Genomic DNA, 20,877 nt, shown 5'->3' on the forward strand with positions numbered 1-20,877 from the left:
TGGGGGCGGGTGCGTGTCGGCGGACAGTTTGACGGGCCCGCGTGGTCATGTACAGACCAAGTGAGCGAACGTGTGCTGTCTGGTCGGCCACAGTCCGGTGCCCCCGTGATGACTTCGGCGGACGTTCGCCGTCGTGTTGAGGGATGGTGGAGGTGGACGACCAAAGGGAGCCCGGAGACGGTTGAACGCGGTAGAACAAGGGGAGTCGGCACGGGGGAACGGCGTGCCGCGTGAATGGGCGAAGGCGGTGCGTGGGATGTCTGCAGCCGAACGTCCCGTGGCCGAGGGCGACGAGCCGGTGCGCGGGCCGGTAGGTCCGAGCGGGCTGCTCGACGTGCTGGGCGTGGCCTCGGTGGTGCTGGACACCGAGGGGCGCATCGTGCTGTGGAGCCCGCAGGCCGAGGAGCTGTTCGGCTATCCGGCGCAGGAGGCGCTGGGCGAGTACGCGGCCCGGATCATGGTCCACGAACAGCACGTCGATCTGGTCGTCAAGCTGTTCGCCGACGTCATGGAGACCGGCGAGGGCTGGGCCGGGGCCTTCCCGATCCGGCGCAAGGACGGCACCACACGACTGGTGGAGTTCCGCAACATGCGGCTGCTGGACGACCGGGGGGACGTCTACGCGCTGGGCCTGTGCGCCGACCAGTCGACGGTCCGCCAGGTGGAGCGGGACGTCGCCCTGTCGACCCGGACGATCGCGCAGGCTCCGGTCGGCCTGGCCGTCCTCGACACCGACCTGCGGTACGTCTCGGTCAACGAGGCGCTGGCCCTGCTCAACGGCATCCCCGCCGACGACCACATCGGCCACACGCCGCGCGAGCTGCTGCCGGACATCGATGCCGACGCCATCGAGGGGGCGCTGCGTGAAGTGCTGCGGACCGGTGAACCGCTCATCAACCAGCGCATCACGGGCCGGACTCCGGCCGATCCGGACCGGGAGCACTTCTGGTCCATCTCGCTCTACCGGCTGGAGGACACGGCGGGGACCGTGCTCGGCGTGGCCGGGATGGCCGTGGACATCACCGAGCAGCATCAGGCCGCCGTCGAGGCCGAGACGGCACGGCGGCGCCTGGCGCTGATCGCCGACGCCTCCGCGCGGATCGGCACCACCCTGGACCTGGACCGTACGGCGCGCGAACTGGCCGACGTGGCCGTGCCGGAGCTCGCCGACGTGGCGGCCGTGGATCTGCTGGAAGCCGTGGTCGAGGGCAGGCGCAGCAATCTCGGGCCCGCGGAATCGGCGGTGATCCGCGCCCTGGCAGTCAAGGCGGAGGACGGCAGGGAGGCTCTCGACGCCGCGGACCAGCCGGGGCAGGTCGCCCGCTACGGACCCGACCGCCTGGTCACCGAGTGCGTGCGCACCGCCAGTCCGGTCATGGTGGGGCAGGTCCAGGAGAAGGACCTGCCGCGCATCGCCCGCTCCCCCGAGGCCGTCGGCCAGCTGAGCCGCGCGGGCGTGCACTCCTACTTGGCGGTGCCGCTGATCGCGCGCGGCGAGGTGCTCGGCGCCTTGGACCTCAAGCGCACCCGCAATCCGCTGCCGTTCAGCGAGGACGACCTGCTGCTCGCCCGTGAGCTGGCGGCCCGCGCCGCCGTGCAGATCGACAACGCCCGCTGGTACCAGAACGCCCGCGACACGGCCCTCACCCTGCAGCGCAGCATGCTGCCCAGCCATCCGCCGGTGACCGGTGGCCTGGAGGTCGCCTCCCGCTACCAGCCCGCGGGCGCCAGTGCCGAGGTCGGCGGCGACTGGTTCGACGTGATTCCGCTGGAGGGCGGCAAGACCGCGCTCGTCGTCGGCGACGTGATGGGCAGCGGCATCGACGCCGCCACGACCATGGGCCGGCTGCGCACCGCGACGCACACCCTGGCCTCCCTCGACCTCGAACCGACCCTCCTCCTGGAACACCTCGACAAGATCACCGAGGGCCTCGACCACTCCATCGCCACCTGCGTCTACGCCGTCCACGACCCACAGCTGCGGCAGTGCCGGATCGCCAACGCCGGGCACCTGCCGCCCGCCCGCGTCCGCCACGGCCACCCGCCGGAACTCCTCGAACTGCCCACCGGGGCGCCGCTGGGCGTCGGCGGCGTCGCCTTCTCGACGACGACCGTCGCCCTCGAACCGGGCGACCAGCTGGTCTTCTACACCGACGGCCTCGTCGAGACCCGGCAGCACCCGCTCGACGAACGCCTCGACGCGCTCCTCGAGCTCCTCGACGACCCCGACCGCCCCCTGGAGGAGTGCTGCGACCTCCTCCTGCGCACCCTGCACCAGCCCGACAACTCCGACGACGTGGCGCTGCTCATCGCGCGTGTGCTGCCCCCGAGTTGACGCCCGCCGCTGCGACCGGCGCCGAGCGGCCGGCACCGGCTTCGAGGTGCGCGGGCCGGGGCAGCGTCGGTCCGCCCGGGCCCGCGCGGTGACGGCGGTGGCCACGGACGCCGTGCTGGCCCTCGGCGGTACGCTCGCCTACGCCGCGACGTCGTCGGGCCCCGGCGGCGCGTCGCCCTCGGCCTCCGGCTCGGCGCCGGCATCACCGTCCCCGGACGGGCCCTGCGGACGGCACGGGCCCGGCATGTGGTTCGGCCTCGGCGGGGGCGGCGTACACGGCGAGACGACCGTCAAAGACCCCGACACCGACGAGTGGGTCGTACGGATCTGGCAGCGCGGCACCATCGAGAAGGCGGACGGAGACCAGGTCACCGTCAAGAGCGAGGACGGCGCCGAGTGGACGTGGACCGTCGCCTCGGACACCACCGTCCGTCACGACGGGGACAAGGACTCCGGCGCCCCCGACCTCAAGAAGGGCGAGGACGTCTTCCTCGTCGGCACTCGGTCCGGCGACGACACCAGGACGGCCTCCCGTGTGCCGGCGGGCGACCGGGCGGACGGGAAGAAGGAGAAGGGCAGGGAGAGCGGGCCGGGCGAGTGGCGGGGCAGGTTCCCCGGGCCTCGCCACTGGAACGGCATGGTTCCGGCCCCGCGGAAAGTCCGTCGAAGAGCGGCGCGACGACCTGATCCAGCCCGCCGGCCCGGCTAGTTGAGGCCGACCACGACAGTCGCGTACAGCTCCTCGGAGGCGACCAGCCGCGCCGACAGTCCGCTGCCGGTGAAGGCCTCCAGGGCCGTCGGCGCCTGGCGCTCGCTCGTCTCGACCAGCACACAGCCGCCGGGAGCCAGCCACCGCGGCGCCTCGGCGGCGACGCGGCGCAGGACGTCCAGCCCGTCCGGACCGCCGTCCAGCGCGACCCGCGGTTCGTGCTCACGCGCCTCCGCGGGCAGGAGGCCGACTTCGCCGGTGGGTACGTACGGCACGTTCGCCGCGAGGATGCCGGCGCGGCCGCGCAAGCTCCCGGGCAGCGCCTCGAAGAGGTCGCCCTCGTAGACCTGACCGTCGAAGGCGGCCACGTTACGGCGGGCGCAGCGCACCGCCGCCGGGTCGATGTCGGCGGCGTGCAGCTCGACCCTGCCGAGCGCGACGGCCAGTGCCGCGCCGACCGCGCCCGAGCCGCAGCACAGGTCCACGACGACGGACGCGGCGGGGGCGTGGACGAGGGCCTGTTCGACCAGGAACTCGGTACGGCGGCGGGGGACGAAGACGCCGGGTTCGACGGCGATGCGCCGGCCGCGGAACTCGGCCCAGCCGAGGACGAGTTCAAGGGGCAGGCCGGTGACGCGACGGTCCACCATGGCGGCCAGCTCGTCCGAGCTGTGAGCGGCGGCCAGGATCAGCCGTGCCTCGTCCTCGGCGAAGACACAGCCGGCGGCACGGAGTGCGGTCACGACCGCGTCGCGCGAGAGCGGCGAGGGGCACGAGGGAGAGGGCGAGGAAGAAGAGAGAGGTGGCATGGAAGCCGAGAACCTTTCGGAAGCCGAAGGGTGCTCTCGCGGTCGCCTACTGGCGGTGATCCGCGCCGATCCGAGGTGGGAGCACCCGACCTGACACAGCGGTAATGGGTCTCACCTCCTGGGCTCCGCAGGGCCGGGACTGCCCCGACCGAACGGCAACCTTACCCCAACGATCACGGCAGCTACGGCGCACCGACGATGGTCGGCCAGGACCTATACGGTTGAATGACAAACGTACTGATCACGCTCGACCCACGGGCCGTCGCCCACGGCGGCCTGGAGGCATCACCCGTATGAACGTCACCAGAGGCTTCACGGGGCGCCCACGCGTCCAGAACGCCGCACTGCCGCCCGGCCAGTACGACGCGGGCGACGACTGGCCCGTCCTGTCCGCGGAGGTCACGCCCGAGCTGACGCCCGACGAGTGGTCCTTCCGGATCGACGGCCTGGTCGAGGAGCCACGCGGCTGGAGCTGGGAGCAGGCACATGAACTGCCGGCGTCGGTGTACGAGGGCGACATCCACTGTGTGACGAGCTGGTCGAAGTTCGGGGTCCGGTTCGGTGGCGTGTCGCTGGACGCCTTCCTCAGTGTGGTCCGGCCCCATGTGTCCGCCACCCATGCCGTCGCCTATTCGCACACGGGGTACACCACCAACCTGCCGCTCGCCGACCTGACCGGCGGGCGGGCGTGGATCGCCTGGGAGTTCGACGGGGAGCCGCTCGCCGCGGAGCACGGTGGCCCGGCGCGGCTGCTGGTGCCGCACCTGTACTTCTGGAAGAGCGCCAAGTGGATCGCGGGCCTGCGGATCCTCGACCGCGACGAGCCGGGCTTCTGGGAGCAGAACGGCTACCACGCCCGCGGCAACCCCTGGGAGGAGCAGCGGTACTCCGGTGACTGAGGTGACTGTGACTGAGACGTTCACTCCCCCGACCCGTTTCGCCGTGCCCGGGCGGATCGCCGTGAGCAACCGGGCCGCCGCGCTGTGGCAGACCGCCACGATCACCGAGATCCGCCGCGAGACCCCGCACGCCGCCACGTTCCGCCTCGCGGTGCCTGCCTGGGCGGGCCACCTGCCCGGCCAGCACCTGATGCTCCGGCTGACCGCCGAGGACGGCTATGTGGCCCAGCGCCACTACTCGATCGCGTCCGCGCCGGACGACGCCGGGCACATCGAGCTGACCCTGGACCATGTCGAGGGCGGTGAGGTGTCCGGCTGGTTCCACACGGTCGCCGAGCCCGGTGACGAGGTCGAGGTGCGCGGCCCGCTCAGCGGCTTCTTCGCCTGGCCCGGGGACCGGCCCGCGCTGCTGGTCGGCGCCGGCTCCGGCGTCGTACCGCTGATGTCGATGCTGCGACACCACAAGGCGCGGGGCCTGGACGTGCCGTTGCGGCTGCTGGTGTCGGCGCGCAGCCCCGAGGAGCTGATCTACGCGCGGGAGTACGGCGCGGAGACGACGCCCGTGTTCACCCGGAGTGCGCCGGAGGGTGTGGCCGTGGGACGTATGGCCGCCGCACATGTGGCGCCACTCCTGGCCGAGCAGCCACCCGGTGGGTGGGAGGCCTATGTGTGCGGCTCCAACGGATTCGCCGAACATGCCTCGCGGCTGCTCGTCGCGGCAGGTCAGCCCGTGCACCGTATCCGGATCGAGCGCTTCGGCTGATCGGCGGTCCGGCACCGGCCGCGGGTCCGGCCGGGATCGTCAGGAACGATCTCCGGTGTACGGGGTACCTGGACGCCATGCGATACCGGGTGCGTGGCCGGCGCCTGCGGCACAGTCCGCTGCGGCGCCGGTCGGATGTCGTCGAGGCGTGGGCGTTGCTGACCGTGGCGGCCCTGCTGCTCGTCGTTGCTCCCCTGGTGGGGGTACTCACCGCCTGGTGGGCCCATGACGACGCCCGGGCGACCGCCCGGGAGCAGCGTGCCGAGCGCCGCCAGATCCGGGCCGAGGTCATCGGCAGGACCTCCGACGCGCTCCCCATGGCGCAGGGCGGACGGCAGCCGTCCGCGAGGACGACGGTCCGCTGGACGGAGCCGGAGGGCGATCCGCGTACGGCCACGGCACGCGTTCCGGCGGACGCGCGGAACGGCGACACGGTCGACGTGTGGCTGGACTCCCGGGGCCGGAGCGTGGCCCCGCCTGCCGACAACATGGCGGTCTGGCAGCACACCGTCACCATCGGCGTCTGCGCGACGGGCGGCGCGGCCGCCGTGATCCTCCTCGCCCACACGGTCGTACGCCATGCCGCGATGCGTCGTCGCCTGGCCGAATGGGATCAGGAGTGGGCCAGGACGGAGCCGGAGTGGACGGGCCGCCGGGCGTGACCCGTGGCGTCCCGATGGTCTGTCTCTCGGGCGCGCTTCGGGCGATCGACTCGGGCGCGCTTCGTATGGACGACTTGGGCGCGCTTCGTGGCGACGACGCTACTCGACCTGCTGCATCCGGCGAGCGATCCGGTCGTGCGCCCGCAGCGCGTCCGCCAGCCCGGTCAAGCGGGGCTCGCCCCGGTCGACCAGGATCCGGCCGGCGACCACCGTGGTCCACGCCCGGGCCGACCCGCAGCGCAGCCAGGCCTCCACGGGGTCGCTGAGCGCACCGGCGAGCGAGACCGCGTGCAGATCCCAGACGACCAGGTCGGCGCAGGCCCCGGGCCGCAGATGGCCGAGTTCGTCGTCCCGGCCCAGACAGCGCGCCGAGCCGCGGGTGGCGATGTCGAGGGCGTCGCGGGCGGTCATCGCGCCGGGTCCGCCGCGATAGCGGCCCAGCAGCAGGGCCGCCCGGGTCTCCATCCAGAGGGAGGCGTGGTCCGTGGAGGCGGAGCCGTCGCAGCCGATGCCGACGGGCAGGCCCAGTTCACGCATCTCCTTCACGCGCGCGGTGCCGCCACCGATGAGCATGTTGGAGCTGGGGCAGTGCGCCACGCCGACGCCCGCGGCCGCGAGGCGGCGCAGCTCGGCGTCGTTCGGGTAGATGCAGTGCGCGACCCAGCTGCGGTCGCTCATCCACCCCGTCTCCTCGAAGTACTCGACGGGACGGCAGCCGTACGTCTGAAGGCAGTACGTGTCCTCGTCGTGGTCCTCGGCGAGGTGCGTGTGCAGCCGTACGTCGTACCGCGCGGCGAGTTCGGCCGTCGCCGTCATCAGGGACTTGGTCACCGAGAACGGCGAGCAGGGCGCGAGTGCTACCCGCACCAGCGCGCCCGGTTCGGGGTCGTGGTACGTCCTGATGAGGCGCTCGCTGTCGGCCAGCACCTCGTCCTCGGTCTGGGTGACGCTCCGCGGCGGCAGTCCCCCGTCCTCGACGGAGCGGGTCATCGAGCCCCGGGTGGTGTGGAATCGGAAGCCGATGTCGCGGGCTGCGCGGATCTCGGCGTCGACGAGGCGCGGGCGGGGATGGACGTAGAGGTGGTCGGACGACGTCGTGCAGCCGCCCATCAACAGTTCGGCCATGCCGACGTACGCCGACACATACGCGGCCTCCTCGTCGAGACCCGCCCAGAGCGGGTAGAGGGTGGTCAGCCAGTCGAACAGGGAGCCGTTCACGGCGGGCGCGTAGGAGCGGGTGAGGTTCTGGTAGATGTGATGGTGCGTGTTGACCAGGCCCGGGGTGACGAGCCGTCCGGCCGCCGAGACGGTGGTGCGGGCCTCGGGCTCGCTCCCGGCGGTACCGACGCCGGTGACCCGACCTCCGGTGATGGCCAGCCAGCCGCCCGGGATCTCCTGCTCCCCGTCCACGACCAGTAGTTCGGCATCCCTGACCAGCAGGTCCGCAGCCTGCACCGGAGGATCGACGGCAGACGACATGGCGCCATCGTAGGCGCTCGGCACGGGAAAGACCTGGAGAGTCCTCCGATCACCCACGTACCGTGTGATCATCCGCACTCACTTTTGGCAAAGGCGGTCCTCTATGGCCCTGTTCGACCTTCCGCTCGACGAACTGCGCGAGTACCGCAGCAAGTCCGTCGAACCCGAGGACTTCGACGCGTTCTGGTCCAAGACGCTCGATGAGGCTCGCGAGCACCCGCTGGACGCCCGCTTCGAGCCGGTCGACACGGGCCTTTCCACGGTGCAGGTGTACGACGTGACGTTCGCCGGGTTCGGCGGTCACCCGGTGAAGGGCTGGCTGCGGCTGCCCGCCGCGGCCAGTGAGCCGTTGCCGCTGGTCGTGGAGTTCATCGGCTACGGCGGCGGGCGCGGCCTGCCGCACGAGAACCTGCTGTGGGCGTCCACGGGCCGGGCGCACTTCATGATGGACACGCGTGGTCAGGGCAGCGCGTGGGGCGCCGGCGGCGGGACGCCGGACCCGGTGGGGGCCGCGCCGGCCTACCCCGGTTTCATGACCCGTGGCATCGACGCGCCCGAGAACTACTACTACCGCCGGGTGTTCACGGACGCGGTGCGTGCCGTCGAAGCCGCCCGTTCCCATCCGCTGACCGACGCCTCGCGCACGGTCGCGGTCGGCGCGAGCCAGGGCGGCGGCATCACGATCGCGGTCGGCGGCCTGGTGCCGGACCTGACGGCGATCGCGCCGGACGTACCGTTCCTGTGCGACTACCCGCGCGCGGCGACCACCACGGACCGCCACCCGTACCGCGAGATCGGCCTCTACCTCAAGACGCACCGGGGCCGCACCGACGACGTCCTGCGCACCCTGTCCTACTTCGACGGCGTCCACTTCGCGACCCGCGGCCAGTCGCCCGCCCTCTTCTCGGCGGGCTTGGAGGACCAGACCTGCCCGCCCTCCACCGTGTTCGCGGCGTACAACGCCTGGGCCCACGGTGAGAAGGCCATCGAGGTGTACGACTTCAACGACCACGAGGGCGGCGGCCCGTTCCACGAGGCGGCCAAGCTGGACTGGCTGCGCGCGCACGCCTGAGAGGCCGCGCATGAAGACGCGTGAGGCAGCGGAGCGGTTCGTCCGGGTCTGGCGGCAGGCCTGGGCCGGGCACGACGTGGACGCGCTGCTGGAGTTGTACGCCGAGGACTGCGTCCACCGCTCGATGCCGTTCCGCGCGCCGCACCGGGGGCGCGCCGAACTGGCCGCCTATCTGCGCTGGTCGTTCGCCGGCGAGCGGGTGACCGACGTGCGTTTCTCCGCGCCGGTCGTCGGCGCGGACGGCGTGGCCGTGGCCGAGTTCCGGGTCCTCGCCGAGGAGGACGGCGCGCCGTCCACGCTCGCGGGCTGCGTCTTCGTGCGGTTCGACACCGCCGGGCTGGCCGTGGAGACCCGCGACTACTGGCACACGGTCGAGGGGCACCGGGAGCCGGAAGGCGCGCTGTTCTTCGGGTGAGGTGAGGTCGGCGTGTTCGCCGCCTTCCCACCCAGTCCGACCAGTCGGTACGTTCAGGGAGCCCGGGTCGCACTGTCGCGGCCCGGTTTTCCGGCGGACGACGAGGGGTGGGCCATGGCGGAGCACGAGGCACAGGTGCACGGGCACTGCGATCCGCGGTTCGCGGCGGTGCGGGCGGCGTTCGAGGCGAATTTCCGGGAGCGCGGAGAGCTGGGCGCCGCGGTCGCGGTCACCGTCGGCGGCGAGACCGTCGTGGACCTGTGGGGCGGGTGGGCCGACGCCTCGCGCGGCCGCTCCTGGGAGCGCGACACGCTGGTCAACGTGTGGTCCACGTCCAAGGGGCCGACGGCGCTGTGCGCGCACATCCTCGCCGACCGGGGACTGATCGACCTCGACGCTCCGGTGGCCACGTACTGGCCGGAGTTCGCCGCCGCGGGCAAGGAACAGATCCTCGTACGGCATCTGCTCTCGCACCGGGCCGGCCTGTCCGGGCTGCGGGAGCCGCACTCGCTTCAGCAGCTCTGCGACTGGGAGTTGACGACCCAGCGGCTCGCGGCGATGGAGCCGTGGTGGGCGCCGGGGACGCGGTCCGGGTATCACGCGTTCACGTACGGCTTCCTGGTCGGGGAGGTCGTGCGGCGCGTGTCGGGACTGCTGCCCGGGGCCTTTCTGGAGCGGGAGGTGACCGGGCCGCTCGGGATCGACTTCGCGATCGGGTTGCCGGAGAAGGACTCCGGTCGGGCGGCCGAGCTGGTGCAGCCGCCGATGGAGACGACCAGTGAACAGGCCGCGATCTTCAGCCAGTTGGCGCCCGCCGCCCTGGCCGCGGTGACCAACCCGGCCTTGGGAGCGCCTCACGCCAACTCGCCCGAGTGGCGGGCCGCCGAGATCCCCGCGGCGAACGGGCACGGCACCGCACGGGCCGTCGCCGCGCTGTACGGGATCTTCGCGGGCCGGGGAACGCACGACGGGCATCGCATCCTGTCCCCCGAGGCGGCCGAGCGGGTGCGCGAGGGGCAGGGCCGCTGCCGCGATCTGGTGCTCGGGGCCGGGCTCCAGCACGAGACCGAGGCCGGGCTCGGGCTGTGGCTCAGCGGGCCGAACGGCTCGTACGGACCCAACCCGCGGGCTTTCGGACATGACGGCTTCGGCGGCTCCTGCGGTCTGGCGGATCCGGAGGCCGGGGTGTCGCTGGGCTATGTGATGAACCGGATGGGGCCTCATATCGCCGACGACCCGCGGAAGATGGCGCTGCTCGACGCCCTCTACGGCGCCCTGTGACGACCGGTCCGCACGGGCCGTTTCGGCCGAAGTGACAGACCGCCCTTCCCTGGTGGTTTAGACCAATGCTTAGATCTGGTGGCGCAACGAACCCGCACGGCTACGACACGTCACCAACAGGAGGCGCGGCATGGCCCGCACCACCCCGCACGACCGCCCGCTCACCGAAGCGCAGCCGCTGTACTGGAGGATCGCCACCCAGCTGGTCGGCGAGCTGCGCGACGGAACCATCCCACCCGGCGAACGGCTGCCGGGGGAACGGCAGTTGGCGGAGCACTTCGAGGTCAGCCGGGAGACCGTACGGCAGGCGCTGGAGGTGCTGCGCCGCAGCGGCCTGGTCGCCACCGACCGGCGGGGCAGCCATGCCACCCTGTCCGGCCCGCCCGTCGAGACCCCGGCGTCCCTCACCTTCCCGGTCGGCGCACGGACCACGAGCCCGGATGCCGTGGACCGGGCCACGGTCACCTGGGAGACTCCCCCGCCGGAGCACGCCGAGGCCCTGGGGCTCGCCCCGCACCGGCCGACCCTGGTGCACCGCTACGAGTCCGCGGGCGCCGACGGACGCGGCCGGCGTACGGCCGTGACGTCCTTCTCCGCGGTCGCGCTGGCCGAGGTGGCCGAGCTCGCCCGTTATCGCGACCGCGCCGGCAGCACCGGGTCGGCCCAACTGCGCCGCGCCTACGACTGGATGCGCAAGGCGGGCCTCACCCTGCACCACAGGGACGCCATCACCCGACTCCCGGGCGCGCCTTCGGTGCGGGTCACCCGGCGTGTGCACGACCAGTACGCCCGCCCTCTGGAGATCACGGACCTGGTCGTGGACGCCCAACAGGACGCCCTGGTCTACGAGTTCACTCTGCCGGCGGCGGGCTGAGCGGACGCCGGGCCACGACCATCCGCACGCGCGGGCTCCCGTCCCGCCGCCGCCCGAACTCGGGCAGGGCCTGCAGCTCCACCTGGAAGCCGGCGCGTGCGAGCTCGCCGCGCACCTCCCCGAGGCGGAAGGCCCGGTAGTACATGACGAAGGGCGGGCGCCACACGGCGTTACGCACCCGCATCGCCGCGTCGAAGCCCAGCAGCATCCAGTAGACGGCAGATGCGGGACGCGGCGGGGCAACGACGGGGAAGACGAAGCACCCGCCGGGCCGCAGGACGGAGCGGACCTGGGCGAACAGCCCCGGCAGCTCACCGGGCAGGAAATGACCGAACGCCCCGAAGCTCACCACGAGGTCGAAGGCGGGAGCGAAGGGTAGGGCACGGGCGTCCGCGCGGACCCACGCGACGCGCGGCGCGCCGGCCTCCCCGGCCTCCCCGACCTGCGCCCGCCGCCGGGCGACGGCGACATCGAGCATGCCGGCGCTGAAGTCGACGCCGGTGACACTGCGCCGGCACACCTCGGCCAGCACCTCGACGCCTGCGCCCGTCCCGCAGCACAGGTCGAGGCCGTCGTCGTACGGGCCGGTCCGTGCCAGGGCCGAGGTGACGGCGGCGAGCACCGAGTCCGGCGTACGGAACGGTGTGTGGTCGAACTTCGGGGCGAGCAGGTCGTATCCGCGCTCGACCGACGACAGCGCCTGGACGGCGAGTTCGCGCACAGAGGGGCCTTCGGGGCTGAACATCCGCGTCACCCCGCAGCGACGCGCTGCTTGAGGACGGCGAGAACGCGCTCGCACCAGCGCAGATTCTCCTCCTCGAAGGAGATGCCGGCCAGCAGCGTGAGGTACGGCCCGACGCGGTCGGACTCGCGCAGGTACTCCTCCTCGGTCCGCCCGTCGAGCAGACGTCCGCGGACGCGTTCGTAGCGGTCGAGTTTGCCGCGTGCCCACGTCATGCGCTCCTCGATCAGGGCGCGGGTCGTCTCGGGGTCCTCCATGGCCTGGAGCTTGATCAGGAGTTCGTCGCGGATGGCGGTGGGCCGTCGGGGCGGCTCGGCGGCGAAGGTGCGCAGATCCTCCCGGCCGGCCGCGGTGAGCGTGAACATCCGCTTGTTCGGCCGCCGTTCCTGCTGCACGAACCGGGCCTCGACGAGGCCGTCCCGCTCCAGGCGCTCCAGCTCCCGGTAGAGCTGCTGCGGGGTCGCGGGCCAGAAGTTGGCGAGCGACACGTCGAAGACCTTGGACAGCTCGTAGCCCGAGGCCTCGCCCTCCAGGAGGGCGGCGAGGACGGCGTACTTCAGGGACATATGGACACGGTAACAGCAGGTGACTATTCTCATCGGCACTTACTCAACTAATTGACTATGGAGTGAATCGATGCGCGCGTTCCGTGAGGCGGTCGAGGCCGGCGATTTCGATGCCGTGGAGGCCCTGCTGGCGGAGGACGTCGTCTTCACCAGCCCGGTCGTGTTCAAGCCGTATCCCGGCAAGGCGATCACCGCGGCGATCCTGCGCGGTGTGGTGCGGGTCTTCGAGGACTTCCGCTATGTGCGAGAGATCAACGACCCGGGCGGCCGCGATCACGCGCTGGTCTTCACCGCACGGGTGGGCGACCGGGAGCTCACCGGCTGCGACTTCCTCCGGGTCAACGAGGACGGCCTGATCGACGAGTTCATGGTCATGGTCCGTCCGCTGTCGGGCGCGCAGGCTCTGGCCGAGGCGATGGGGGCACAGTTCGAGCAGATCGCGAAGGAGGCGGAGGCGCGGTCGGCGTGACAGCAGCGCGCCATGCGGTCGACTCTGCCCTCGCCGGTGGGGGGGCGCCAGAAGCCTCCGGCCTCCAAGTCCTGTGACCGTGCAGGGACATGGGCGGCCGGCCACCGCCCGGGGTGAGAGGTGAACGCTCTGCCGCCGCCGCGCGCCGATGTGCCACCGGTGCACCTGTGCGCGGGGCGCTCCGTACGTGCCTGCTGGACACACTGAGGAGAGGCGCTTCAACCGCGTCCAGTGGCAGGGGGTTTGCGCATGGCAACACCACGCATGACTCGGCGACACAGAGGGATTCTCCGCAGAAGAGGCGTACTGGCGGCCTCGGTGGGGCGCGGGCGACGGGCGTCGGCCGGGGAACGCCGAAGGTCCGGGGCCCGGAGCAGGTGGCTCCTGCTGTGCGTCTGCCTGATCATGAGTGCCTTGGGCTCCAGCACCACATCGATGGCCGCCGCCGGCGAGCCGTCGGCTCAGCAATGCGACGAGGTGCCGACCGGCGTCGCCGCCCACGATCACTGGCTGAGGTTCAGGGTGCCGACCGGGCTCATGCCGGACCCCCAGTTCGACGGGCGCCCGGCAAGGATCCAGGTGCATCGCGTTCGGCCGGTGTACGCGAACGGCAAATGCCCAGAAGTGCCCAACAGGGCCGCGGTGCTGATCCACGGCCGCAGCGTCACCGCCTCGCCATCCTTCGACCTGCGCCAGGCCGCCCCGGAAGGTGGCTCGCTCAGCGTGCAGGACGGACTCGCGCGGGCGGGAATCGACACCTTCGCCCCGAGCCTGCTCGGCTACGGCCGCTCGACGCGCTTCGACGAGGGCCTGAACGATCCCGGCAACGCGAGCCTCAGGCCCTACCTCGCGGACGGCACCTGTCCGTACCCCGAGGGATGCGACCGCACCCACAACCCGATCTTCCCCCTTGATCAGCAGGGGACCCTGCTCCTGACCAATCCGCTGGGCGGGGAGCGGCGCGCGCACTCGAGCAATCACCGCTTCGCGCGCATGGACGTCTGGGTACGCGATATCCGCCAAGTCATCGACGACGCCATCACGCGCGCGCAGCCGACGGACGGCAAAGTCACCTTGGTCGGCTATTCGCTCGGCGGGCCGCGTGTCGGGCGGACGCTGTACGCGGCCAACCCCAACCCGCTCCTGCCCGGAAGCGCCGATGTCATCGCGAAGGTCAACCGTACCGTGTTCATGTCGTCGCTCTTCGGTGGTCCGACTGAGGAGACGGAGCCCCCGACAGGCTTCGTCACGTTCCCGCTGACGCTTGACCGCCGCCCGGGGGCACCGGTGCTGCCGCCGGCTCGCGAGGCCCTGTGCACCGGGCGGGTCGTCCCCGGCAGCCAGGATCAGTTCTGGGAGCAGATCATGGAGGAGGACACCGAGGGGCGGAACTGGGGAGGGGACGATCCCGGCAACCCGACCGGTCTCAATCGCTCGCCGACGTTCTCCAGTTACGGCTGGAACACCGCCGTCGCGGGGCAGCTGACCCCGCCCACGCTGGTCCTCCACGGTCTCGACGACGCCACCGCGCCGCCGGCCAACGCGCCCGCCATCTACAACGCGCTCCCTGCGTCGATGACGAACAAGGTGCTCGTACAGGTCCAGTGCGCCAGCCACCAGATGCCGATGGAGGGCTGCTCCGGCCCGCGCTGCACCCCTGAGTCCGGAACGCCCTACGGCGGGCGCCCCGGCGAACCGTGGGCCGGCCCCCATGCCACGGTCAAGGCGGCGCTGATCGAGTGGATCAGGAGCGGGACCTTCAACGGCGCCGCGAACGGACAGTTCACCGTCGACGAAAGCGGCGTGGCCAGCGCCAGCCCGTAGAGTGCCCCCGGTTCCTGAGCTGACAGCGGTGGAGCTTCGCACGAGAGAAACAGAAGCCCCCCTGGGGGCCACCTCCGACGCTCAGCGGGCCAACTCGACGGATCTGGCCGCACCACCGTGATCGGTTGCCCCGACGAAGTAGAGGCGATGGGGCATTGTCGTAACCGTCACGGAAGCGCGGCCAGATCCTCCAGGATTACCATGAACCCGGCCGGACAGAGCAGGCCGAGGGCGTATCAGCGGCGGGCGCCGGGGGTTGTCATCGGGCGCTCCGGTGCCGTACGAGGGCTTTCACCCGACCTACGAACGGCCCCTATGCGGATCGACATTCCGCGAGCCGCCTTTCGAGGAACCTCCGTTCCGCGTCGTTCTCCACCAGTTCCAGCGCCCGCCGGTACGCCTCGGCCGCCTCCTGCGTACGGCCACTGCGGCGCAGCAGATCGGCACGGGTCGCCGGCAGCAGGTGGTACCCGGCCAGCTCGCCCTCCTCCTCCAGCTCCGTGACCAGGGCGAGGCCCGCATCCGTGCTTTCGGCCATGCCGACGGCCACCGCGCGGTTGAGGCGGACCACGGCGGACGGCACGAGGCGGGCCAACTCGCCGTACAGGGCGGTGATGTCGGCCCAGTCGGTGTCCTCGGCGGTGGGCGCGGTCATGTGGCAGGCGGCGATGGCGGCCTGGATCTGGTACGGCCCGGGGCGGCCGCGCCGCAGCGCGGTCTCCAGCAGGGTGGTGCCCTCGTCGACCGCGGCCCGGTCCCAGGCCGTGCGGTCCTGGTCCTCCAGGGTCACCAGGTCGCCCACGGCGTCCACGCGTGTGTGCCGGCGGGAGTCATGCAGCAGCAGGAGCGCCAGCAGGCCGAGCACCTCGGGCTCGTCGGGCATGAGGCGGGCCAGGACACGGGCCAGGCGGATCGCCTCCGCGCAGAGGTTGGTGCGGACGAGATCGGCGCCGGCGGTGGCCGCGTACCCCTCGTTGAACAGGAGGTAGACCACGCCGAGCACCCCCGTCGTGCGCTCGGGCAGGAGGTGCGCGGGCGGCACGCGGTACGGGATCGCGGCGTTGCGGATCTTCCGCTTGGCGCGTACCAGGCGCTGTGCCATGGTCGCCTCGGGGACGAGGAAGGCGCGGGCGATCTCCGGTGTGGTCAGGCCCGCGAGCGTACGCAGGGTCAGCGCGACTCTGGCCTCTATGGGCAGCGCCGGATGACAGCAGGTGAAGATCAGCCGCAGCCGGTCGTCCTGCACGCCGCTGTCGCCACCGCTCGCGTCCTCGGGTCCGTACGACGGTTCGTCGCGGGCCAGCACCGCCACCTCCCGGAGTTTCGCCGCCCCCACCGCTTCCCGGCGCAGTGCGTCCAGGGCGCGGTTGCGGGCGGTCGTGGTCAGCCAGGCGCCGGGGCGGCGCGGCACTCCGTCGCGCCGCCACCGGTCGAGAGCCTGGGCGAAGGCGTCCTGGGCGCACTCCTCGGCGAGGTCCCAGTCGCCGGTCACCCGGATCAGGGTGGCGACGACCTGGCCCCATTCCGCTCGGAAGGCGGCGGCGACGGCCTGCTCGACATCCGGCTCGACATCCGGCATTTCGTTCACTCCCAGACCGGCCGCACCTCCACCGAACCGCCGCCCAGCGCGGCGGGGTGCCGGGAGGCGAGGGCGATGGCCTCGTCGAGGTCGGCGACCTCGATGATGTCGATGCCGGCGACGTACTCCTTGGACTCCACGAAGGGCCCGTCGCTGAGCAGGACCTCGTCGCCCTGGACGCGCACGGTGGTGGCGTCGGTGTGCGGGCGCAGCCGGGCCCCGCCCTTCACGACGTCGCGGCTGCGGACCTCGTCGATGTACTCGGTGAAGCGGGGGTCCTCGGCGATCTCCTCGGGACTGAGTTCCTCGCCGCCGACCGGCGTGCAGATGAACAGGACGTACTTCATGACCGCTCCTCGGTGTCGAGAGAGTCGAAAGAGACGAGACAGACGTGCTCGTGCGCGATCAGCCAGCGCAGACCGACGTTGCGGTAGCCGGTGGTGACGCGCATCAGGTCGTTGAGCGGGGCGCCGTCCGTGCGGGTGGCGCGCAGGCGGACGAGGGCGTGGCCGAAGGCGATGCTCTCGTCGACGTGGACCCGGAAGTCCAGCACCTCGCGGGTGATGGGCCCGGTGACGGCGGCGAACAGCTCCTCCAGCGACTTGCGCAGGGCGTCGGCCCCACGGTGTTCCCGGCCGTCGACGAACGCCGTCACGTCCGACGCGTAGCAGGCCGCCGTGCGGTCGGCGTCCCGCTCTCGCGCGGCCCCGGTCAGCTCGGCGTCGAGCGCGCGGATCTGCGCCTCGGCGTCCTCGTCCTCCCAGAACGGCCGCACCTCCATGGCCCCGACGGCGGCCACGGGATGCCGCGCGGCCGCCTCGATCGCCTTCTCCATGCTGTCGCACTCGAGGATGTCGAACCCGGCGACGTATTCCTTCGTCTCCGCGAACGGCCCGTCGCTGCGCAGCACCTCGCCGCCGCGCACCCGCACGGTGACGGCCTGGGCGGGGAGCGCGAGGCGGTGGCCGTGCAGGCGTACGTGCCGGTCGCCGAGGTCTTCCACCCAGGGCTCGACGGGGGTCATACCCGAGGCGTCGGCGGTGTCGTCGCCGCAGACGAGCAGCATGTACTTCATGGATCCTCCCGGTCCTTCATGAGCTTCCTACACCCCACCGACGAACGGGACCGGCCCGAATCGACACCCGGGTGCCCCGTGTCCGGAATTCCTGCCGCCACGTGCGACCCGTTCACGGTTGGATGTCCTCATGACCACCGACGAGCACGCGCGGATGATGTCGGCGAACCAGGCGAACTGGGACGCCCGCACCCCCGTCCACCTCGCCAGCCGGTTCTACGGCCTCGACCAGGACCTCGACCCCGCCCGCTGGTTCGCCTCCTTCGAGTGGGACGACCTCGGTGAGCTGGCCGGCCGCGACGTGCTCCATCTGCAGTGCCACCTGGGCACCGAGACGATCGCCTTCGCGCAGCGCGGGGCGCGAGCCGTCGGCCTGGACTTCTCCGAGGCGTCCGTGGCCGCCGCGAACGGCATCGCCGAGAGGGCGGGGCTCGACGTCACCTACGTACGGGCCAATGTGTACGACGCCGTGGAGGCCCTGGGGCGGTGCCAGTTCGACGTGGTGTACACGGGCAAGGGCGCCCTGTGCTATCTGCCCGACCTCGACCGCTGGGCGGGGGTGCTGGCCCAACTTCTGCGTCCTGGCGGGCTGTTGTACATCGTCGAGTTCCATCCGCTGCTCAACTCCCTCGGCCCGAAGCCCGGTCCGGGCGAAGGACCCGAGCTGCTGCTGCGCCACGACTATCTGGGCGGCGACGGCGCCGTGCGCCGGGACGCGACCCGCACCTACACGGACGGCCCGGCCGTGGAGGGCGCCACCGACAGCTATGAGTGGATGCACGGAATAGGAGAGGTCGTCGGCGCGTTGACTGAAGCGGGACTGAGTGTCCGGCGGCTGCGTGAGAGCGAGGAGCTGCCCTGGCAGCGCTGGCCGCAGATGGTGCGTACGCCGTCCGGTTGGTGGCGACTGCCCGAGCCGCGCATTCCTCTGTTGTACGGTTTGCTCGCCACACGCTGAACCACCGTGGTACCGTCCCGTTAGTACCTGTGTACGCCCCGTCGTGGGCGCTGGTACCGGTTTTCCTTCAGTTCGCCGGCGTCGTACCGGCTTCACTCACCACCTCGTGACCAGTGGTTCCGCCGTATCCGAGGTGCTGTTTCCCGCCGCCCGAAGGCGCTCTGTCCGCCTTCCCGATGTCCGCGGCTCACCCCTCCCCTCCGCATGTCTCATGCCTTCCGTCCGTGAAAGGACCGACCACCATGACCACCACACTCGAACACCCCCCAGTCCAGCAGCAGCCCCCGGTCCGCGCCGTCACCGGCGTCCTCGACATCGACGCGAACGGGAAGGGCCACCTGCGCGCCGAGAATCTGCTGCCCTCCCCCTTTGACCTTCAGGTCTCCCCCGCTCTGGTCCGCCGGTACGGCCTACGCAAGGGCGACCTCGTCGACGGCGTACGCGGCACCCAGCGCGCCCTCACCGAAGTCGCCCGCGTCAACGGCCGCACCCCCGACAGGAACCGCCGCAGCTTCGGCGAGCTGACGCCGCTTCACCCGCGTGAGCGGATCCGTCTCGAACACCCGGCGTCCGGTCTGACCGGGCGGGTCGCCGATCTGATCGCGCCCGTCGGCAAGGGCCAGCGCGGGCTGATCGTGGCCCCGCCCAAGACCGGCAAGACCGTGCTGCTCCAGCAGATCGCGGCGGCCGTCGCCGGCAACCACCCGGAGTGCCGGCTGATGGTGGTGCTCCTCGACGAACGCCCCGAAGAGGTCACCGACATGCGGCGCTCGGTGCGGGGCGAGGTGTACGCCTCGACCTTCGACCGGGAGCCCAAGCAGCACCTCGCGCTCGCCGACCTCGTCATCGAGCGGGCGAAGCGGCTCGTCGAGGCCGGCGAGGACGTCGTCATCCTGTTCGACTCCCTGACCCGGCTGTGCCGGGCGCACAACAACGCGGCCGCGTCCGGTGGCCGCACCCTGAGCGGTGGCGTCGACGCGGCCGCGCTGCACGGGCCGAAGCGGTTCTTCGGCGCCGCGCGCCTCGCCGAGGAGGGCGGTTCGCTCACCATCCTCGCCACGGCCCTCGTGGAGACCGGCTCCCGGGCCGACGACTTCTTCTTCGAGGAGCTCAAGAGCACCGGCAACATGGAGCTGCGCCTGAGCCGGGACCTCGCCTCCCGCCGCGTCTTCCCCGCGGTCGACATCAACCCGTCCGGCACCCGCCGTGAGGAACTCCTCCTTTCCCCAGCCGAGTTGACCACCGTGCGCGGCCTGCGCCGGGCGCTGCAGACCCGGGACGGCCAGGCCAGCCTGGAAACCCTCCTGGAGCGCATGCGCGAGACACCCGACAACGCCACGTTCCTGCGGCGGATCCAGCCGACGCTGCCGGGCGAGTGACACGTCACGCAAGCATCGCCCGTCCGGGTGCCGCCGTGCCCCTCCCGGCCCGGGCAGCGCGGTGTACGACGGCCGCCTTCCTACGTTGACGGTATGACGATCGGATTTCCTTCCCGGGTGCTCGTGTCCACCTGCGCCCTGTGCGCGGCCGGCCTGCTGGCGCTCGCGCCCGCCACCGCGGTCGCCCGCACCGGGCACGACCCCGACCCGCCCGGCGGGCCGACGGCGGCGAAGCCGCGACCCGCGCTGCTGTACCGGTCCGGCACCCACGTGCGGCCGGATTCCGCGGTGCCCCGCGTTCCGGACGTCTCGGCGCTGTCGTGGCTGGTGGCCGACGCCGACACCGGCGAGGTGCTCGCCGCGCACAACGCGCACCGGAAGCTGCCCCCCGCCAGCACCCTGAAGTCACTGTTCGCCCTCACCGTGCTGCCGACCCTGCCCGCCGGCGTCCCGCACACGGTGCGCGAGGAGGAGCTGGCCGGCATCGGGGCCGGCAGCAGTCTGGTGGGGCTCGCCGAGGGGCGTACGTACCGCGTCGCCGATCTGTGGCGCGGGGTGTTCCTCAGCTCCGGCAACGACGCCGTGCGGGTGCTGGCCGGGCTGAACGGCGGCTGGCGCGCCACGGCCACCCAGATGCAGGCCAAGGCGATCGCGCTGGGCGCCCTCGACACGCGCGTGCTGTCGCCGGACGGCTACGACACGCCCGGGCAGGTGTCGTCGGCCTACGACTTGGCGGTGTTCGGCCGGGCCGGGCTGCGCAACGCGGAGTTCGCGCGGTACTGCGGCACGGCAAAGGCGCGGTTCCCGGGCGGGGGCGGCTATTCGTACGAGATCCGCAACACCAATCGGCTGTTGACCGGCGCGGACGGAGTGGACCCGTATCCGGGGCTGATCGGTGTCAAGAACGGCTACACCAGCAAGGCGGGCAACACGCTCATCGCCGCCGCCCGCCGGGGGGATCGCACCCTCGTCGTCACGGTGATGAAC

At 72.0% G+C, this 20,877-nt stretch carries 20 protein-coding genes and 1 pseudogene; 14 read left to right on the forward strand and 7 right to left on the reverse strand.

Features of this window, described 5'->3' with window-relative positions; all coding sequences use genetic code 11:
- Positions 1 to 256: 256 nt before the first annotated feature.
- Positions 257 to 2,335: a SpoIIE family protein phosphatase gene (locus AB5J49_RS02330; protein ID WP_369166786.1), complete on the forward strand. Its 2,079-nt coding sequence runs from the start codon at positions 257 to 259 to the stop codon at positions 2,333 to 2,335.
- 97 nt (positions 2,336 to 2,432) lie between these two features.
- Positions 2,433 to 3,044, forward strand: coding sequence for a hypothetical protein (locus AB5J49_RS02335; protein ID WP_369166787.1), 612 nt, complete (start codon positions 2,433 to 2,435; stop codon positions 3,042 to 3,044).
- Here AB5J49_RS02335 and AB5J49_RS02340 read toward each other — a convergent pair.
- Entirely contained in the window at positions 3,041 to 3,853 is an 813-nt protein-coding gene (locus tag AB5J49_RS02340; RefSeq protein WP_369166788.1) for a putative protein N(5)-glutamine methyltransferase, read from the reverse strand. The two genes, AB5J49_RS02335 and AB5J49_RS02340, sit on opposite strands and share 4 nt — an antisense overlap.
- 293 nt (positions 3,854 to 4,146) lie before the next feature.
- Between AB5J49_RS02340 and AB5J49_RS02345 the strand changes: the two genes are divergently transcribed.
- The 3 genes from AB5J49_RS02345 to AB5J49_RS02355 all read left to right on the forward strand — a co-directional run bounded on the left by AB5J49_RS02345 (position 4,147) and on the right by AB5J49_RS02355 (position 6,177).
- Positions 4,147 to 4,752: a sulfite oxidase-like oxidoreductase gene (locus AB5J49_RS02345; RefSeq protein ID WP_369166789.1), complete on the forward strand. Its 606-nt coding sequence runs from the start codon at positions 4,147 to 4,149 to the stop codon at positions 4,750 to 4,752.
- A 7-nt stretch (positions 4,753 to 4,759) separates the two neighbouring features.
- The gene (locus tag AB5J49_RS02350) at positions 4,760 to 5,515 is read left to right on the forward strand and encodes a ferredoxin reductase (protein WP_369175021.1); all 756 of its coding nucleotides are present in this window, start codon (positions 4,760 to 4,762) and stop codon (positions 5,513 to 5,515) included.
- A gap of 77 nt (positions 5,516 to 5,592) precedes the next feature.
- On the forward strand, positions 5,593 to 6,177 hold the full coding sequence (locus tag AB5J49_RS02355) for a hypothetical protein (RefSeq protein WP_369166790.1): 585 nt from the start codon (positions 5,593 to 5,595) through the stop codon (positions 6,175 to 6,177).
- A gap of 99 nt (positions 6,178 to 6,276) precedes the next feature.
- On the opposite strand, the gene AB5J49_RS02360 is transcribed toward AB5J49_RS02355, so the two are convergent.
- On the reverse strand, positions 6,277 to 7,656 hold the full coding sequence (locus AB5J49_RS02360) for an 8-oxoguanine deaminase (protein WP_369166791.1): 1,380 nt from the start codon (positions 7,654 to 7,656) through the stop codon (positions 6,277 to 6,279).
- Positions 7,657 to 7,759: 103 nt separating this feature from the next.
- Here AB5J49_RS02360 and AB5J49_RS02365 point away from each other — a divergent pair, with 103 nt between their 5' ends.
- The 4 genes from AB5J49_RS02365 to AB5J49_RS02380 all read left to right on the forward strand — a co-directional run bounded on the left by AB5J49_RS02365 (position 7,760) and on the right by AB5J49_RS02380 (position 11,298).
- A complete protein-coding gene (locus AB5J49_RS02365) occupies positions 7,760 to 8,728 on the forward strand; it encodes an acetylxylan esterase (protein ID WP_369166792.1) in 969 nt (322 codons plus the stop codon).
- A gap of 10 nt (positions 8,729 to 8,738) precedes the next feature.
- Positions 8,739 to 9,143 carry a nuclear transport factor 2 family protein gene (locus AB5J49_RS02370; RefSeq protein WP_369166793.1) on the forward strand — a complete coding sequence of 135 codons (405 nt, stop codon included), beginning with the start codon at positions 8,739 to 8,741 and terminating at the stop codon, positions 9,141 to 9,143.
- Between the two features lie 114 nt (positions 9,144 to 9,257).
- On the forward strand, positions 9,258 to 10,424 hold the full coding sequence (locus AB5J49_RS02375) for a serine hydrolase domain-containing protein (RefSeq protein WP_369166794.1): 1,167 nt from the start codon (positions 9,258 to 9,260) through the stop codon (positions 10,422 to 10,424).
- A 130-nt stretch (positions 10,425 to 10,554) separates the two neighbouring features.
- The gene (locus AB5J49_RS02380; RefSeq protein ID WP_369166795.1) at positions 10,555 to 11,298 is read left to right on the forward strand and encodes a GntR family transcriptional regulator; all 744 of its coding nucleotides are present in this window, start codon (positions 10,555 to 10,557) and stop codon (positions 11,296 to 11,298) included.
- Here AB5J49_RS02380 and AB5J49_RS02385 read toward each other — a convergent pair.
- Both AB5J49_RS02385 and AB5J49_RS02390 read right to left on the reverse strand, forming a co-directional pair.
- Positions 11,276 to 12,043 carry a class I SAM-dependent methyltransferase gene (locus tag AB5J49_RS02385; protein ID WP_369166796.1) on the reverse strand — a complete coding sequence of 256 codons (768 nt, stop codon included), beginning with the start codon at positions 12,041 to 12,043 and terminating at the stop codon, positions 11,276 to 11,278. The two genes, AB5J49_RS02380 and AB5J49_RS02385, sit on opposite strands and share 23 nt — an antisense overlap.
- Before the next feature lie 5 nt (positions 12,044 to 12,048).
- On the reverse strand, positions 12,049 to 12,606 hold the full coding sequence (locus AB5J49_RS02390) for a PadR family transcriptional regulator (RefSeq protein ID WP_369166797.1): 558 nt from the start codon (positions 12,604 to 12,606) through the stop codon (positions 12,049 to 12,051).
- Positions 12,607 to 12,676: 70 nt separating this feature from the next.
- Here AB5J49_RS02390 and AB5J49_RS02395 point away from each other — a divergent pair, with 70 nt between their 5' ends.
- Both AB5J49_RS02395 and AB5J49_RS02400 read left to right on the forward strand, forming a co-directional pair.
- A complete protein-coding gene (locus tag AB5J49_RS02395; protein ID WP_369166798.1) occupies positions 12,677 to 13,075 on the forward strand; it encodes a nuclear transport factor 2 family protein in 399 nt (132 codons plus the stop codon).
- A gap of 414 nt (positions 13,076 to 13,489) precedes the next feature.
- Positions 13,490 to 14,899 (forward strand): alpha/beta fold hydrolase, encoded by a 1,410-nt coding sequence (locus AB5J49_RS02400; protein WP_369166799.1) that lies wholly within the window; start codon positions 13,490 to 13,492, stop codon positions 14,897 to 14,899.
- A gap of 313 nt (positions 14,900 to 15,212) precedes the next feature.
- Here AB5J49_RS02400 and AB5J49_RS02405 read toward each other — a convergent pair whose 3' ends face one another.
- Genes AB5J49_RS02405 through AB5J49_RS02415 form a run of 3 tightly spaced genes read right to left on the reverse strand, consistent with a single transcriptional unit; the run spans position 15,213 to position 17,553 of the window.
- Positions 15,213 to 16,478 (reverse strand): RNA polymerase sigma factor, encoded by a 1,266-nt coding sequence (locus AB5J49_RS02405; protein WP_369166800.1) that lies wholly within the window; start codon positions 16,476 to 16,478, stop codon positions 15,213 to 15,215.
- Positions 16,479 to 16,483: 5 nt separating this feature from the next.
- A complete protein-coding gene (locus tag AB5J49_RS02410) occupies positions 16,484 to 16,825 on the reverse strand; it encodes a YciI family protein (protein WP_369166801.1) in 342 nt (113 codons plus the stop codon).
- A complete protein-coding gene (locus tag AB5J49_RS02415) occupies positions 16,822 to 17,553 on the reverse strand; it encodes an SgcJ/EcaC family oxidoreductase (protein WP_369166802.1) in 732 nt (243 codons plus the stop codon). The genes AB5J49_RS02410 and AB5J49_RS02415 overlap by 4 nt, the downstream gene beginning before the upstream one ends.
- A 130-nt stretch (positions 17,554 to 17,683) precedes the next feature.
- Between AB5J49_RS02415 and AB5J49_RS02420 the strand changes: the two genes are divergently transcribed.
- The 3 genes and pseudogenes from AB5J49_RS02420 to AB5J49_RS02430 all read left to right on the forward strand — a co-directional run.
- Complete coding sequence (locus AB5J49_RS02420) at positions 17,684 to 18,511, forward strand: class I SAM-dependent methyltransferase (protein ID WP_369166803.1); 828 nt, start codon at positions 17,684 to 17,686, stop codon at positions 18,509 to 18,511.
- A 242-nt stretch (positions 18,512 to 18,753) separates the two neighbouring features.
- Complete coding sequence (gene rho, locus AB5J49_RS02425; protein WP_369166804.1) at positions 18,754 to 19,890, forward strand: transcription termination factor Rho; 1,137 nt, start codon at positions 18,754 to 18,756, stop codon at positions 19,888 to 19,890.
- 93 nt (positions 19,891 to 19,983) lie between these two features.
- A pseudogene (locus tag AB5J49_RS02430) lies at positions 19,984 to 20,868 on the forward strand (D-alanyl-D-alanine carboxypeptidase family protein); the annotation flags it as partial.
- Positions 20,869 to 20,877 lie beyond the last annotated feature (9 nt).

It is taken from the genome of Streptomyces sp. R28 (assembly GCF_041052385.1).
Classification (GTDB): domain Bacteria; phylum Actinomycetota; class Actinomycetes; order Streptomycetales; family Streptomycetaceae; genus Streptomyces.

Excerpts from the sequence above, each read along its gene's own strand:
- AB5J49_RS02365 (WP_369166792.1), top strand. The coding sequence starts at position 7,760 with ATGGCCCTGTTCGACCTTCCGCTCGACGAACTGCGCGAGTACCGCAGC.
- AB5J49_RS02410 (WP_369166801.1), bottom strand. The coding sequence starts at position 16,825 with ATGAAGTACGTCCTGTTCATCTGCACGCCGGTCGGCGGCGAGGAACTC.
- AB5J49_RS02370 (WP_369166793.1), top strand. The coding sequence starts at position 8,739 with ATGAAGACGCGTGAGGCAGCGGAGCGGTTCGTCCGGGTCTGGCGGCAG.
- AB5J49_RS02380 (WP_369166795.1), top strand. The coding sequence starts at position 10,555 with ATGGCCCGCACCACCCCGCACGACCGCCCGCTCACCGAAGCGCAGCCG.
- AB5J49_RS02330 (WP_369166786.1), top strand. The coding sequence starts at position 257 with ATGTCTGCAGCCGAACGTCCCGTGGCCGAGGGCGACGAGCCGGTGCGC.
- AB5J49_RS02345 (WP_369166789.1), top strand. The coding sequence starts at position 4,147 with ATGAACGTCACCAGAGGCTTCACGGGGCGCCCACGCGTCCAGAACGCC.
- AB5J49_RS02420 (WP_369166803.1), top strand. The coding sequence starts at position 17,684 with ATGACCACCGACGAGCACGCGCGGATGATGTCGGCGAACCAGGCGAAC.
- AB5J49_RS02340 (WP_369166788.1), bottom strand. The coding sequence starts at position 3,853 with ATGCCACCTCTCTCTTCTTCCTCGCCCTCTCCCTCGTGCCCCTCGCCG.
- AB5J49_RS02375 (WP_369166794.1), top strand. The coding sequence starts at position 9,258 with ATGGCGGAGCACGAGGCACAGGTGCACGGGCACTGCGATCCGCGGTTC.
- AB5J49_RS02395 (WP_369166798.1), top strand. The coding sequence starts at position 12,677 with ATGCGCGCGTTCCGTGAGGCGGTCGAGGCCGGCGATTTCGATGCCGTG.
- AB5J49_RS02415 (WP_369166802.1), bottom strand. The coding sequence starts at position 17,553 with ATGAAGTACATGCTGCTCGTCTGCGGCGACGACACCGCCGACGCCTCG.
- rho (WP_369166804.1), top strand. The coding sequence starts at position 18,754 with ATGACCACCACACTCGAACACCCCCCAGTCCAGCAGCAGCCCCCGGTC.
- AB5J49_RS02390 (WP_369166797.1), bottom strand. The coding sequence starts at position 12,606 with ATGTCCCTGAAGTACGCCGTCCTCGCCGCCCTCCTGGAGGGCGAGGCC.
- AB5J49_RS02355 (WP_369166790.1), top strand. The coding sequence starts at position 5,593 with ATGCGATACCGGGTGCGTGGCCGGCGCCTGCGGCACAGTCCGCTGCGG.
- AB5J49_RS02405 (WP_369166800.1), bottom strand. The coding sequence starts at position 16,478 with ATGCCGGATGTCGAGCCGGATGTCGAGCAGGCCGTCGCCGCCGCCTTC.
- AB5J49_RS02385 (WP_369166796.1), bottom strand. The coding sequence starts at position 12,043 with ATGTTCAGCCCCGAAGGCCCCTCTGTGCGCGAACTCGCCGTCCAGGCG.
- AB5J49_RS02360 (WP_369166791.1), bottom strand. The coding sequence starts at position 7,656 with ATGTCGTCTGCCGTCGATCCTCCGGTGCAGGCTGCGGACCTGCTGGTC.